The organism is Myxococcus dinghuensis (genome assembly GCF_024198235.1).
GTDB lineage: Bacteria > Myxococcota > Myxococcia > Myxococcales > Myxococcaceae > Myxococcus > Myxococcus dinghuensis.
In genome coordinates this window covers 136,288-150,288 of sequence record NZ_JAKCFB010000002.1, presented here as the reverse complement: position 1 = coordinate 150,288, position 14,001 = coordinate 136,288, and the positions used below count along the sequence as shown (strand labels likewise).

At 70.1% G+C, this 14,001-nt stretch carries 12 protein-coding genes; 5 read left to right on the top strand and 7 right to left on the bottom strand.

Annotated elements, in window-relative coordinates; translation table 11 throughout:
• Positions 1-14: 14 nt before the first annotated feature.
• The 3 genes from LZ198_RS03250 to LZ198_RS03240 all read right to left on the bottom strand — a co-directional run bounded on the left by LZ198_RS03250 (position 15) and on the right by LZ198_RS03240 (position 4,104).
• Entirely contained in the window at positions 15-866 is an 852-nt protein-coding gene (locus tag LZ198_RS03250) for a GNAT family N-acetyltransferase (RefSeq protein ID WP_253970376.1), read from the bottom strand.
• Positions 867-1,012: 146 nt separating this feature from the next.
• Positions 1,013-1,324, bottom strand: coding sequence for a hypothetical protein (locus tag LZ198_RS03245; RefSeq protein ID WP_253970375.1), 312 nt, complete (start codon positions 1,322-1,324; stop codon positions 1,013-1,015).
• A gap of 341 nt (positions 1,325-1,665) precedes the next feature.
• Positions 1,666-4,104, bottom strand: a complete 2,439-nt coding sequence (locus tag LZ198_RS03240) for an ATP-binding cassette domain-containing protein (RefSeq protein WP_253970374.1) — start codon at positions 4,102-4,104, stop codon at positions 1,666-1,668.
• Positions 4,105-4,297: 193 nt separating this feature from the next.
• Between LZ198_RS03240 and LZ198_RS03235 the strand changes: the two genes are divergently transcribed.
• From LZ198_RS03235 to LZ198_RS03220, 4 genes are all read left to right on the top strand, one after another.
• Positions 4,298-4,630: an ArsR/SmtB family transcription factor gene (locus tag LZ198_RS03235; RefSeq protein ID WP_253970373.1), complete on the top strand. Its 333-nt coding sequence runs from the start codon at positions 4,298-4,300 to the stop codon at positions 4,628-4,630.
• Positions 4,627-5,214, top strand: a complete 588-nt coding sequence (locus tag LZ198_RS03230; protein ID WP_253970372.1) for an SRPBCC family protein — start codon at positions 4,627-4,629, stop codon at positions 5,212-5,214. The genes LZ198_RS03235 and LZ198_RS03230 overlap by 4 nt, the downstream gene beginning before the upstream one ends.
• Positions 5,215-5,226: 12 nt before the next feature.
• Positions 5,227-5,649: a DoxX family protein gene (locus LZ198_RS03225; RefSeq protein ID WP_253970371.1), complete on the top strand. Its 423-nt coding sequence runs from the start codon at positions 5,227-5,229 to the stop codon at positions 5,647-5,649.
• A gap of 98 nt (positions 5,650-5,747) precedes the next feature.
• Positions 5,748-6,176 (top strand): DUF1801 domain-containing protein, encoded by a 429-nt coding sequence (locus LZ198_RS03220; RefSeq protein ID WP_253970370.1) that lies wholly within the window; start codon positions 5,748-5,750, stop codon positions 6,174-6,176.
• 39 nt (positions 6,177-6,215) lie between these two features.
• Here the strand turns inward: LZ198_RS03220 and LZ198_RS03215 are convergent, their stop codons facing one another.
• The 3 genes from LZ198_RS03215 to LZ198_RS03205 form a co-directional block, all read right to left on the bottom strand.
• Positions 6,216-6,752 (bottom strand): DUF1801 domain-containing protein, encoded by a 537-nt coding sequence (locus tag LZ198_RS03215; protein ID WP_253970369.1) that lies wholly within the window; start codon positions 6,750-6,752, stop codon positions 6,216-6,218.
• A gap of 93 nt (positions 6,753-6,845) precedes the next feature.
• On the bottom strand, positions 6,846-8,204 hold the full coding sequence (locus LZ198_RS03210; RefSeq protein ID WP_253970368.1) for a hypothetical protein: 1,359 nt from the start codon (positions 8,202-8,204) through the stop codon (positions 6,846-6,848).
• A gap of 283 nt (positions 8,205-8,487) precedes the next feature.
• On the bottom strand, positions 8,488-9,291 hold the full coding sequence (locus LZ198_RS03205) for a M57 family metalloprotease (protein ID WP_253970367.1): 804 nt from the start codon (positions 9,289-9,291) through the stop codon (positions 8,488-8,490).
• A gap of 184 nt (positions 9,292-9,475) precedes the next feature.
• Here LZ198_RS03205 and LZ198_RS03200 point away from each other — a divergent pair, with 184 nt between their 5' ends.
• Positions 9,476-12,097, top strand: coding sequence for an MXAN_6230/SCO0854 family RING domain-containing protein (locus LZ198_RS03200; protein WP_253970366.1), 2,622 nt, complete (start codon positions 9,476-9,478; stop codon positions 12,095-12,097).
• A gap of 52 nt (positions 12,098-12,149) precedes the next feature.
• Here the strand turns inward: LZ198_RS03200 and LZ198_RS03195 are convergent, their stop codons facing one another.
• Positions 12,150-13,748 (bottom strand): PKD domain-containing protein, encoded by a 1,599-nt coding sequence (locus LZ198_RS03195; RefSeq protein WP_253970365.1) that lies wholly within the window; start codon positions 13,746-13,748, stop codon positions 12,150-12,152.
• Between the last annotated feature and the right edge of the window lie 253 nt (positions 13,749-14,001).

The following is a 14,001-nucleotide window of genomic DNA, read 5'->3' as shown; positions in this document are numbered from 1 at the left end:
GACGGAGCGCGGGCTCAGGCGGCCTCGGGGATATGGCCGAGGTTGCGGTCCACCACCGTGAAGCCCGCGGACCGGTAGAGCGCGACGGAGGCCGGGGTGCCCTCGAAGGCGTACACGATGGCCTGGCGGGCGCCCATCCTCCGCATCCGCTCCAGCCCCTCGTGCAGGAGCGCGCGTACGAGACCGCGTCGCCGGTGCTCCGGGGCGCAGGCCACGGGTTCGAACTCGCCCACGGCGTGGGGGTCGTCGAGCCAACCCAGCACGCAGGCCGCGAGGCTCCCATCGGGCGCCTCCGCGACGAGGTCCAGGGCGCGCTGATAGCGCGGTGCCGCCATGAGCCGCGCATAGACCTCCGTCGTCACCCGCTCGGAGCCGAAGCCTCGCCGGTGCACGAGCGCCCGCGCGGCCACCTCGTCGGGGCCGAGCACCTCGCGTATCCGGTAGCCCGGAGGGAGCGGCGGTGCTGGAGCGAGTGGGGCGTGTAATGGCATCGCGAGGTGCAGATAGCACCCGTTCGTCGCACGCCGACAGCCTCGCTGTCGCAGCGCCATGAGCAAGGGTTCGCTGCTCTCCAGGGCCCACACGGTGGTCGGGCGCGAGGTCTGTCCATGTCGGGCACGGACCCAGGGCAGCACATCCTGCGCGAAGGCCTCCGCATGGGAGAGCGGGTGGACGAGCAGGTCGACATCTCCGTTCCCGTAGGCCCAGGCGAAGCCGGCGAGTTCCCCGGGGGCCTGCTCCCACAGGGCGATGTCTTCCTGGGGCAGGACCCGGGCGTTGCGCAGCAGTCGCCAGGTCAAATCTCCCACGGTGCACTCCACGTGGGGGCCACGCTCCGCCCACGCCCGTGTCACGAGGCGGGCCATGGCCTCGAGGTCAGCCACATCGCGGTAGGGGCGAAGGCGGGACACCCCTTCATACTATGACGGACTGGGAGTGAAGTCTGCCGGGCGATGCGAATGGGTGGCGGCCCAGGGGCCCGTTGGCGTGGCTGACGGAAGACGCGCCGCGGCTACAGCCGCGAGCCGTCGCGCGCATACACCTCACTGCAGAGGTCCTGGTTCGTCTCCTCCCGGCGGACGCGGGCCGTGAAAGGCTGGGCCGCCGTTCCCACGGCCTGGATGTACACCGCGGCGACCCGCGCACACGAAGGCTCGCCCATTCCGACGCGGAGGTTGCAGGTGATGGCCAGCTCTCCTCCGGGGCCCGCGTCGGCGATGCCGACGATGTCGTAGATGCGCCGCATGTCCATGATGTCGGCGCGGTTGCAACCGAGCGCGCGCAGCTCGGCGGCCCCGGGCGCGTTCACGGATTCGCGGGCCATGCGCTGGGACTCCTGGGTGATTCGCCCCATGCGCCTCATCGCCTCGCGATTCCTGAACAGCCACGTGCCGACCACGCCCAGGAGGACGAGGGCGAGGACGAGGGGCCACCTGCGGGGTGGGCGTTCCAGTGGCGGGGGCGTGGACATGGCGCGATTCTCTTCCACCGTGTTCCTTCGCGTCGAGCGACGTCCGAGGGGCGTGGAATCGTCCCGGCGCCCCTCCAGGTCCCCGTGAGTGTCCTCGATGGGGGCGTGGGCGCACGCCCCGCCGCGAGGGTCACCGTGTCATCGAGCGGGACGCACGTGGCGGAGCTGCATGGCGCGGTGGGTGGGCGTCCGCCTCACTTCGCGCGCTTCCTCGGTGTCTCGGCCCGTGCCGGTGTCGTTCCGGCGGTGGCCTTGCCCCCGACGTAGGCCGCGAGGTGCTCGCCGGTCACCGTCGACCGGGCCGCGACGAGGTCGGCCGGCGGGCCCTGGAAGACGATTCGCCCGCCGTCGTGGCCAGCGCCCGGCCCCAGGTCGATGAGCCAATCCGCGTGCGCCATGACCGCCTGGTGGTGCTCGATGACGATGACCGACTTCCCGGCGTCGACCAGTCGATCCAACAGGCCGAGCAGTTGCTCGACGTCCGCCAGATGCAGGCCGGTGGTCGGCTCGTCGAGCACGTAGATGCCGCCCTCCGTGCCCATGTGCGTCGCGAGCTTCAGCCGCTGCCGCTCGCCGCCCGACAACGTGGTGAGCGGCTGCCCCAGCCGCAGGTAGCCGAGCCCGACGTCGGCCATGTGCTTCAGGATGTCGTGTGCGGCCGGCGTCCGCGCCTTGGCGCCGCCGAAGAAGGTGAGCGCGTCGGTGACGGGCAGGTCCAGCACCTCGGCGATGTTGAGTCCACCCAGTCGGTACTCCAGCACCGAGGCCTGGAACCTCCGGCCCTCGCACTCCTCGCAGACGGTCGTGACGCCGGCCATCATCGCCAGGTCGGTGTAGATGACCCCGGCGCCATTGCACGTCGGACAGGCGCCCTCGGAGTTGGCGCTGAACAGGGCGGGCTTCACGCCATTGGCCTTCGCGAAGGCCTTGCGGATCGGCTCCAGCATGCCGGTGTACGTCGCCGGGTTGCTCCGCCGGGAGCCGCGGATGGCGCTCTGGTCGACGGACACCACGCCCTCCCGGCCCGACACCGAGCCGTGGATCAGCGAGCTCTTCCCCGAACCGGCCACGCCGGTCACCACCACCAGCACGCCGAGCGGGATGTCGACGTCGACGCTCCGCAGGTTGTGGGCCTTGGCGCCGCGTACCTTCAGCACCTCCGTCGAGGTCCGCACCGACGGCTTCAAGGTGGCCCGGTCATCCAGGTGGCGTCCGGTCAGCGTCTGGCTGGCGCGAAGCCCGTCGAGCGTGCCCTCGAACACGACCTGCCCGCCGGCGGTCCCCGCGCGGGGGCCGAGGTCCACGACGTGGTCGGCGATGGCGATGACCTCCGGCTTGTGCTCGACGACCAGCACGGTGTTTCCCTTGTCGCGCAGCCGCAGCAGCAGGACGTTCATCCGCTGGATGTCGTGCGGGTGCAAACCCACGGTGGGCTCGTCGAAGACATAGGTCACGTCGGTGAGCGACGACCCGAGGTGGCGGACCATCTGGGTGCGCTGCGCCTCGCCGCCCGACAGCGTCCCCGCGGGCCGGTCGAGGCTGAGGTACCCCAGGCCAATCTCCACGAACGAGTCGAGCGTCTGTCCCAGCGTCGCCAGCAGGGGCGCGACCGACGGCTCCTTCAGCTCACGCACCCACTGGGCCAGGTCGCTGATCTGCATCTTGCAGGCGTCGGCGATGTTGAGGCCGTTGATTCGGCAGGCCCGCGCGGCCGCGTTGAGCCGGGTGCCACCACAGTCGGGGCAGGGGGTGAAGGTCACCGCCCGCTCCACGAAGGCACGGATGTGCGGCTGCATCGCCTCCTTGTCCTTCGACAGGAAGGACTTCTGGATGCGCGGGACCAGCCCCTCGTAGGTCAGGTTCAGGCTCTCGAACTTCACCTTGGTCGGTTCCCGGTAGAGGAAGTCCTGGCGCTCCTGCTTCGTGTACTCCCGGATGGGCTTGTTCGGGTCGAGGAAGCCCGAGGCCGCGAAGATGCGCACCTGCCAGCCATCCACGGTGTAGCCCGGAATGGTGAGCGCGCCCTCGGCGAGCGACTTCGTGTCGTCGAACAACTGGGCCAGGTCGATGTCGGTCACCGACCCCATGCCCTCGCAGCGTGGACACATGCCGCCCGCCGAGGAGAACTCACGGACCTCGCTCTTCCCGTCGCCCTTCTCGACGGAGATCTGTCCGGCCCCGCGCACCGAGGGGACGTTGAAGGACAGCGCGTTGGAGGCGCCCACGGGGGGCTTGCCCAGGCGGCTGAACAGCACCCGCAGCATCGCGTTGGCGTCCGTCGCCGTCCCCACCGTGGAGCGGGAGTTGGCGCCCATCCGCTCCTGGTCGACGATGATGGCCGTCGTCAGTCCCTCCAGGACGTCGACCTCCGGCCTCGCCAGCGTCGGCATGAAGCCCTGCACGAACGTGCTGTAGGTCTCGTTGATCATCCGCTGCGACTCCGCGGCGATGGTCCCGAACACCAGCGACGACTTGCCCGAGCCCGACACGCCGGTGAACACCGTGAGCCGTCGCTTGGGGATGTCGACGCTCACGTCCTTGAGGTTGTTCTCCCGGGCTCCGCGGACGCGAATCAGGTCGTGGTTGTCCGCGGGGTGCGGACGGGGACTGGCGGAAGGCAGGCGCTCGCTCATGGCGTGTGGCTCCAAGGGGTGTGGGGGGGCGGCTCGCCAGGGGCGGGCGTGGACGGCCCCCAGCGTCGCCCGGAACAGGGCAGGGCGAACGGCTGCCCGCCCGCCGCTATTCCGGCCGACGCCACCCCCGGAGCGAGGCCGGACCCTTCATATGAATTGACGGTCATATGAATCGATGAGTATATATGAAGGCATGGAATCTTCGTTCGCGATCATCGCGGAGCCGAATCGCAGGGCCATCCTCAGCCTGCTGGCGGCGTCGGAGCAGTCCGTCGGGGAGATCGAGCGTCAGCTGCGGATGCCGCAGACCTCGGTGTCCAAGCACCTGCGGGTGTTGCGTGACGCGGGCTTCGTGGAGTCGCGAGTCGAAGCCCAGCGGCGCGTCTACCGGATTCGACCGGAGCCGCTGATGGAGGTCGACGCCTGGCTCGCGCCCTTCCGGCGCTACTGGGCGACGCACGTGGACGCACTCGAACGCCATCTCGATCGCATGGCGCAGACCCCCAAGAAGGGTGGGAGCCGATGAGCCAGACCAAGAAAGAGTCGAGGAGCCTCCGTGAGAGGTATGCCCCCGGTGCCGCGAAGGGCGCGAGGGTCCAGAAGGAGGGGGAGAAGTGGACGCTGGTCCTCGTGCGGGACCTCCGTCATCCGCCCGCGCTCGTGTGGGAGGCGCTGACCGAGCCCGAGCACCTGTCCGAGTGGGCGCCCTTCGACGCCAGCCGGAGCCTGGCCTTCGTGGGGCCGGTGGCGCTGTCGACCCTCGGCGCGCCGACGCCGCAGGTGACCGAGACCACCGTGAAGCGGGCCGAGGCGCCGAAGCTGCTCGAGTTCAGCTGGGGAGGTGGAGACCTCCGGTGGGAGCTCGAGCCCTTCGGCGACGGCACGCGCCTGACGCTCTGGCACAACATCCAGCGCGGCTTCATCTCGTGGGGCGCCGCGGGATGGCACATCTGCTTCGACGTCCTGGAGGCGTTCCTGGCGCACGAGCCGCTCGGTCGCATCGCGGGCGCGGAGGCCATGAAGTCCAGCGGCTGGCAGCGCCTGGTCTCCGAGTACGCCCACCAATTCGGCTCGGAGTCCCCGACGCCGTCCAACACCTCGAACGACTGAAGGAACAAGACCATGGAATCGACCCTGCGCAATCCGGCCCTCGTCGCCACCAAGCCCACCGCCAAGGGGATGACGGTCGCCTATTGGATCGTCACCGCGCTGTTCTGCCTGCAGATGGGCTTCACGGCCTACGCGCAGCTCAACCTGCCGCAGGTGGCGCAGGCGTTCACCCACCTCGGCTTCCCCGACTACTTCCGGGTCGAACTCTCGTGGGCCAAGCTGCTCGGCGTGGTGCTGGTGCTCGCGCCCGTGCCGGCGCGGCTCAAGGAGTGGGCCTACGCCGGTTTCGCCATCAACCTCGCCTCGGCGTTCATCGCCCATGTCGCGGTGGGGGACGGGCCTGAGGCCTGGGGCTGGGTGGTGGGCACCAGCGTGCTCTGGGGCCTCTCGTATTTCTTCTGGCGCCGCCTGCAGACCACGACGGCGAGCGCGTGATTCCACACGGCCTGTCCTGACGCCACCGCGCGGGTTGCGTCAGGCGGTCGGAGTGGGGATGTTGTCCGTCCACCCCCCTGTGAGAGTTGGAGCAGTCCATGAAGAGCCCCGCCCCCGTTGAATCCGCATCCGCGTTCATCGACGAGAAGATCCAGGCCCTGGGGGACTGGCGTGGAATCACGCTCGCGAAGCTCCGCAAGCTCATCCACGCGGCGGACCCGGAGGTCGTCGAAGAGGTGAAGTGGATGGGGACGCCCGTCTGGTCCCACGACGGCATCCTCTGCACGGGTGAGACCTACAAGAGCGTGGTCAAGCTGACGTTCGCCAAGGGCGCCGCGCTCCCGGACCCCTCCGGGCTCTTCAACTCCAGCCTCGAGGGGAACGTCCGCCGCGCCATCGACATCCCCGAAGGCGGCAAGGTCAACGAGGCGGCCTTCAAGGCGCTCATCCGCGCCGCGGTGGCGCTCAACGTCGAGAAGAAGAGCAAGCCGAAGGCGCGGAGCGCGAGCCGGAAGCGGGTGAAGTAGCCCCCGCCCGCGCGGCGGAGGTCGTCGGTGGGGGGGCGGTCACATCCGCTCGCCGGGCAGGCGGCTGGCCTGCTTCACCCAGGCGGTGAACCGCGCCGCGTCGAGCGAGGTGTCCTCGCGGATGTCGAGGTAGCGCGTGTCCTGGCTCTTGGATTCACCCGGTGGGACGGGACGCAGCGAGGTGCCGCGGAAGAACGCCACCTTGATGTACTTCGCGAAGCAATGGATGCCGAGGAACCAACCCTGGCCCTCGACTCCATACAGCGGCGAGTTCCACTTCACCGCCTTGCTCACGCCCGGGACGGCGGCCGAGATGAGCGCATCCAGGCGGAGCCCGACGTCGCGTTTCCAGCCCGGCATGGCCGCGATGTACGCCTGCACGGGCGTATCTCCGTAGCCCTTGGCGATCTGCGGATTGCCACCCGACAGGAGGACGGCGCCCCCGGCGGCCTTCGGGGCCTTGCGCCTCGTCGTGGCGGACCTGGACGCCGCGACCTTCGGGGCCTTGCGCACGGCGCGCTTCGCGACCGCCTTCTTCGCGACCTTCGCCGACTTCTTCGTCGTCTGTCCGGGCATCCGTCCACTCCAGGAGCGAGGTGTCTTCGACCGCGGGAAGATAGGCCGCGCGTCCTGGGACGCCGAGGGCAATCGCCCACGGAGTGGACGGCGTCAGGTGATGGCTCGGACCTTGCGCGGTGAATGCGCGAGGGGCGTCCAGTTGTCGCCTTCGACCTCGCCCAGGCGACCTCCTTCGTCACGGACGACGAGGTTGCTGCCCGTCACCTCGATGCCGTGGACCCCGTGGTGGGCGAGGGACTGGGCGAGCTGCTCCACGGCGGAGCCCGCGCCGGGCCGGGTGTATTGCGTGGGCACCTGGAGTGCTCCGGCGACGTGCGTGCTCGACTGGGTGTCGTAGCCGAGTCCGCCCATGCAGATGGACAGGTTGATGGTGACCAGTCCCAGGATGCCCTTCGTGCCCGCCCGGTCCTGGCGCTGACCGGTGGGCTGGCGGTCCGGCTCGAGGCCGTTCTGGTACAGCCACTCCCCGACGAGCGCGCCCCGGATGCTGTCGTTCTCCATGAAGAGGTTGCCCTTGCCATCTCCATGGGAGCTCACGCGCAGCTTGCAGCGGTGATTCGTGTCGGAGATCCAGCGCACCATGCTGGCGCCGAGCCCGGAGGGCATCCGCCGGGCGATGTCCTCCATCGACATGATGGTGGAGAAGTAGCTCGAGGCCGGCGCGTCGTCGTCGTCCGGGTCGAAGTCCTCGAGCCGCCCCTCCAGTCGGGTGAGTTCGTTGCGGAACTCCCGCAGCAGGAAGCCCTGCGTATCGAGCCGCTGCCGGATGGCGGTGATCTCCAGGGCCCTGCTCTGGGGGTTTCTCCAGCACGCCTGCAACAGCGCCTGCAAGTCACCCATGGCCTGGCCGAACACCGAGAGTTGCTTCTGGACCTCGGGTTGTTTGGGAAGCTCCGTGAGCGCGGCCAGGGCCTTCGCGAAGTCGTTCTGGAGATAGACGGTCAGCCGGCGGGCGGGCGTGTTGTCGAGCAGCGCGACCTCGTCGAGTCGCGCCTGGCAGAAGTCGATCATCCGCTGTAGCGCCTGGATTTGCTCCCGGAGGCTGGCGCGGAAGGCGTGCGCGAGGCGCCACGACACGCGAATGCGGCCGTCACCGGGAACCCACCCGGGCCGGTCCTGGTTCTTGCGCTCCTGGTAGTGGACCTCCGGGAGGATGTTCAGGGCGAAGTCGTACCAGCCCTTGCTGTCGGTCAGATGCAGGTCCCAGAACCGGGTGTAGGCCGGTGGCCGGAGCAGCGGCTCGAGAACGGGCGGGGTGGTGGGCGGCGGGCCCAGGAACCGGCGCATGCTCCGCCCGCTCAGGTCGAAGATGGGGATGGGCGTGGGCTCGGCTTCGGGCTCGTCGACGAGGGGCGGGAGGTCGTCGTCGGGTTCGGGAACGCGATACTCCCGGACGATGGCGTGTCCAGGGATGATGCAGGTACCTCGGTCACACCAGATGCATGACATGGGCATGGCTCCGCGCGGGCGTGTCAGGGCCGGCCCCGACCGGCTGACCCCTGTGTGTCGCGGGCCTCGGGAACGGGCCCCGACCCGGCACACCTCGGCGAGGTCGAGCCCCCACTTTGCAAGCGGTGCGCCTCGTCTCCGCGCCGCCGCGCGCCTGCTCCCGGGAGCCTCGTTCTCAGGGGCTCCGGGCGCACCACATCCAGGCCCGCGTCGGAGTCGCACGCGGTGGCGTCCTCTCCGGACGCAGCGCACATCCCGCCCCGGGGGGACGGGGACGCATCTGTCAGTACAAGAAGTTCAGTGCCGTGATGTCGGTCGAGGTGAACTCTCCGGGGGTGTTCGCCGGGATGCAGGTGTTCATGATCGAGCCACCGGGTGATGCGCCCGTCGGGGTGCCCGCGATGTGGATGGCGCCCACGCTCCCGCTGCCCTCGTTGACGCTGGTCCCGCCACAACTGATCGCCCGGTTGAAGTAGTCCGCGTGGCGCAGGCCGATGGTGTGGCCCAGCTCGTGGGTGAGGAGGTGCTTGAGGATGTTGGGCGCGAGCTGCGCGACGCCAGGGCCCAGTTCGATTCTCGCGCCCGGGTTGCCTCCGGAGGGGAACAAGCTGGTCGCGCTCGCGCCAGCCGGCAGGACCGGGTTGATGACCAGGTCGATGTTCGCGTAGGGCGGGCGGGGCGGGCAGTTGGGGTCCAGCTCACATGGATTGGGCGCGAACACGAAGTCGAACGTGAGCCCCAGGTCGTTGTAGTTCGCGATGGCTTCGTGGAGCTGGGCCACGACCGTCGCCGCCAGGGGCCTGACAGGACGGACGTAGATGGTCTGGATGGAGGTCGAGACCAGGTTGGAGGTCCGGTAGAGCTCCGGGGCATCCGACGGCTCGTCGAGCAGCTCGCGCGAGGCCAGGAGGCTCACCACCACGTCCTGCCCGACATAGACGGTGCCGTCGACGACCTGGATGTCGTTGGCGGGGAAGCCCGCCTCCTGGAGATTGGAGACGGTCTCATGGACCGTGTCGGACTCCACGCCGCAGCCGGACAACCCCACGCAACAGACCCCTGCCAACACAGCGGACCTCGTGGCCATCGACAGCTCCTGTCTGGAGTTCGCGGCGGGGAGCCTAGCAGGTCCCGGACGCGCGCCTCGGTGGCGGTCCAGCGTGGGCCCTGATAGGGTCTGCGCGGGGCGGCTCTGGGTGTGCTTCCTTCTCACTCTCTAGGGGTAGTGCATCCGCTCTCCGCCCCATTCTTCCTCCTTCCATGGAGTCGTCATGGGCGCCGCTTCGCTCGACCTCACGGGCGCGACCGCCGCGTTGTTGTTGCGGACCACGGGGCTCGTCTTCCTTCCCACGGGGCTCTCCGCGGACGGTGACGCCGGGGAGCGAGAGGCCGCCCTGGATGCCCTGGAGGCGGACCTCGCGGGAGTCGGTTACCTGTTGGCGAGTCCCCTGCGCGAGGCGCTGCTCGCGCTTCCGACGGAGGCCCTGGCCGCGTCCGGGCGCTTCCTCTACGACACCTGCGCGGCGAGCCTGGGCCAGAACCGGCCCTTCGTCCCCCTGTTCCGGAACTTCCCCGCGAGCGTGCCGCGCGACACCCAGCGGTTGTACGTGCAGCGGATGTTGGGGTGGCTGTACCAGTGGCCCCAGCAGCCGTGCATCCACTGTGGCGCGGAAGAGACGGTGGTCGCGGTGTCTCCGTGCGCGCACCTGGTCTGCACCCGGTGTTTCGACGGAAGCGACTACAGTGGTTGCCCCATCTGCCATCGCCGCCTGTCGCCTTCGGAGCCCTTCTTCCAGCCGAGGGAGTTGAAGGTCCCCGGGCCCGTGTATGGCTTGCGCGCCGGGAGGCTGACCCGGTTGTCGTTGGGCTCCGACCCGGAGGCCGCGGCGAGTAGCGTCTTGCGGCGCCTGGTGTCCCGGGCCACGGTGCTGCGCCCGAACGAGGTGGAGCTGTTGACGATGCTGGTGGCCGCGTTCGGCGTGCGCGTGCTGGCCTGGCTGCCACCGCGCATCCCGGTGAAGGAGACCCTGGCGCACGTCCTGGGGCTGCTGCTGCGGGACGCGCGCGTGGCGGGAGACGTGCTGGCCAGCGCCGCCACGCATGTGAAGACCGCCACGGACGTGCTCCGGGTGCTGGTGGCCCGGGCGGGCGGCAACCCCGACCTCTCCGTCAAGGTCCCGTTGAGGAGCCCTCCGCGCGGCGTGCGACGCGCCGTGCTGCGGATGCTGGAGGGCTTCTCCGTCCTGAACCTCACCGAGGACCTCCGGCGCCACCCCGGTCTGTGGAAGGCCCACGCGGGGCTCCTGCACGTCTTCGAGGAGTGGCGGACCCATCCGAAGGTCGCGCTCGCGTTCGCCGTCCTCCGGGGCACGGTGCTGTCTCCGGGGACGCCGTTCGGAGCGGCCTTGCTGACCCAGGCCCGCGAACACCCGGCGGCCTTCTCCACGCAAGAGGCCGAGGGGGGCGTCCGCCTGCGGTTCCGCTCGTGGGGCTCGCACGTCGAATCGGCGCTGGCCGCGCGGGAGGTCCATGGCGCGTTGAAGCTGTTGCGGCAGCGGCCCGGTGAGATGCTGCGCCGGCTGGACCACGTGAGCCGGTTGGTGGTGTCCCGCTCCGGCTCCGCCACTCTGGACCCGGAGCTGCTCGCGACGCTCGACGCCGTCCTGCCCCGCGCCGCGCCCGCGCTGCTGCTCACCGCGGCGGCGCACCTCCGCCAGCGGCACAAGCCCTTCGGCAAGCGCGTCTTCTTCCCCAAGGGCGAGGCCACGCACGCGTGGGGCATGGAGGACCACCGCCCCCTCCTGTCGGGAGACGTCATCGGACAGCTCGTGGCGCCGCTGGAGCGAGAGCTGCTGCGCCGGGCGGAGGGCTTGCCGCCCTTCCCCCAGGCGGTGCTCGACGAGGCCCTGGGCGACCTGCTGGTGCCGCTGGCGGAGAAGACGGCGTCGCGGGCGCTGGTGGCGGTGCCGCGAGGCAGCGTGCTGCCGCTGCCGGAGGGACAGACCCTGCGCTTCTTCGTCCACTGGACGGAGCCCGAGAACACCCGGGTGGACCTGGACCTGTCGGTCGCCTTCTACGACGAGGACTGGTGGTTGGTGAACCTGTGTGACTTCACGAAGCTGCGGCTGCCGGACGATGCCGCCGTGCATTCGGGGGATGTCACCTCCGGCGCGCCGCCGCTGGGGGGCGCCGAGTTCCTGGACGTCCACGCCGCGCGTCTGCTGGCGCAGAAGGTCCGCTACGCCATCCCGGTGGTGTTCTCCTACAACAGCGTCCCGTTCGACCGCATGGAGGACGCGTTCGCGGGCTTCATGGTCCGGGACGGGGTGGAGGGGCCGCACTTCGACGCGCGCGCCGTGGAGCAGCGCTTCGACCTGCAGGGGAGCGCGAAGATATCGGTCCCGCTCGTCATCGACCTCGTGGCGAAGCAGCTCCGCTGGGTGGACGTGAAGATTCCTCCCGACGATGGCTTCCTGTCCGTGCGCCGCTCGCGGGGAGACCTCGCGCACCTGGGCAAGGACACCCTGACCTACTTCGGCACGGGCGCCCGCCCCACGCTCTGGGAGCTGGCCTGCCTCCACGCCGCCGCGCGCAGCCGCACGGTCCACGTCCGGCGCAGGGACGGCACCGTGTCCGTCCTGAACCGGGCACCGGGCGAGGAGACCGCGGCCTTCCTCCGGAGGCTCCGCGGCATCCAGGCGGACGCCACCCGTCAGGCCTTCTCGCCCGGCACGGCGCCCACGTTCTTCGCGGGGCTGACGGACCCTCCCGCGCTCCCGGCGGGCAGTGAGGGCTACGCGCTGCGTTTCCAGCACACGTCCGCGGAGGAGGTCGCCCGGCTGGCCGCGGGGGACCTGGTGTCGGCGTTGAAGCCGCCGCGCGCCCGGGAATGAGCGGCGGGGGCCGACCCGCGCGGTGGCGTGGGCCGGCCCCGTCGGCGGGGCGTCAGCGGACCTCGAGCTCGTAGATGCGGGTCGCCGGGTCGCCGTTCTGGGTCGGCGTCGTCACGTTGAGCTTGATGTAGCGCGCCGCCGCCGGGCTGATGGCGTGGGTCGACACGTTGGCGGTGTTGCTGGTCACGGTGACGGGCGTGCTCCAGGCGAGGCCGTCCGTCGACGTCTGGAGGGTGAACGCCCGGGTGTTCCAGCTCGTCGACTCACCCCCCGCGCCGGCGTGCCGGAGCGTGAAGCTGCTGACCGTCTGCGCCGAGCCCAGGTCGACCTGCATCCACGCCGGTGAGACGAGGGAACAGAACTTGTCGGTGGTGCCTCCGGAGACACTGCCGTTGACCGCCTTGGCCGCCCCTTCGTTGGCGTTGCAGGCCGTGGAGCTGGTGGTGGGCTTGTTCAGCGCCAGGTTGACGAAGCCCGCGCCCACCGACACCGTCTGGCTCCGGGTGTGGCTCGCGCCGCCGTTGTCGGTGACCGTCAAGGCGACGTCGTAGTTGCCGCCGGCCGCATAGGTGCGTGAGGGGTTGGTGGCCGTGGAGCCGCTCCCGTCACCGAAGCTCCAGTTGCGAGCGGTGATGGTGCCGTCGGCGTCGGTGGACGCGTCGGCGAAGACGGCGGTGAGGCCGCTGACGGTGACGGTGAAGTTCGCCACCGGCGGGGAGTTGCCGCTGACGGCGGCGTTGATGGCCGCCGCGTACTGCGCCGTCGTCCCCTGCGCGGTGCACTTCTGGATGTCGTCGTACAGCCACATGAAGCCGCCGCTGATGCCGGCGCTGCTCTTCCACGCGCTCATCCGGGTCTGCACCGAGGCGGGGCTGTCTCCCGACGCGCAGCTCGTGCCATGTCTGGACCACAGCCCCGGGTCGACCGTCATCCCCATCGCGGTGTTCCAGCTCGCCGGATTGTTGCCGGCGCCGCCGTCGTAGACCTGCAGGTAGATGGTGTCGACGGCGCCTCCGAGGTTGTCCTTGAGGCTCCGCCAGAACGCCTGCTGGGTGTAGGGCGCGAAGGTGATTTTGTAGCCGAGCCCCACCAGCATCTGTCCGAACGCCGTGGTCGGCGCCAGGTCGTAGGCGCTCTCGTCGTCGAAGTTCACCGCGTCCGCGCCGGTGGCGCCCTTCAGGGCCTGGAAGTTCCGGTAGAGGATGCTGTTGGTGCCGGTGCCGCAGACGAGGGTGGTGCCGCAGCCGGCGGCGGTGCCATTCACCAGCCGGGCCATGCGCTCGAAGTCCGGAACACTCCACGCGCCAATCGACACCTCGATGCGGTTGACCGAGGTCGGCGGCGTCTTCAGCGTGGCCAGCCGGGTGGGCCAGCCGGCGTCGCCCATGTACGCGCCATTCCTGACCACCGGGATGTCGTTGTAGACGAGGTCGCCATTGTCCTCGATGTGGAAGCTCCACAGGATGATGGTGGTGAAGCCCGAGCCGCGCAGGTCGTCCATCACCGCGGTGCCGCCGGAGTAGAACGGGCCGCCGCCGTAGATGGCCGAGTCCGCGCGGGCGGAGGGCGCGGCGAGGGCCAGGGCGAGGCCGGCGAGGACGGACGACCAACGATGGGTGCGGGGCGACGCGGACGGATTCTGCTTCGGCATGGGAACGCTCCTCTGCAAGGACTGTCGCGAACGGCGGCGCGGATTGGGGTTCGGGGTGCGTGTCCTGTCAATGCTTGGCCAGACGCGGCGGGGCGGAGCGTTCAAGCTCAGACGTCCAATGTCTGCTCAATCATGAGCCGCGATGGATATTTGCGTCTGGGATGAAGGCCCCGTGCCCGCCTGCCTGGCGAGGAGTCCCCGCGACCCCGCCACCTCTCCCCTTGACGTTCTAGGGGAGGGCCGGCATTCTCCC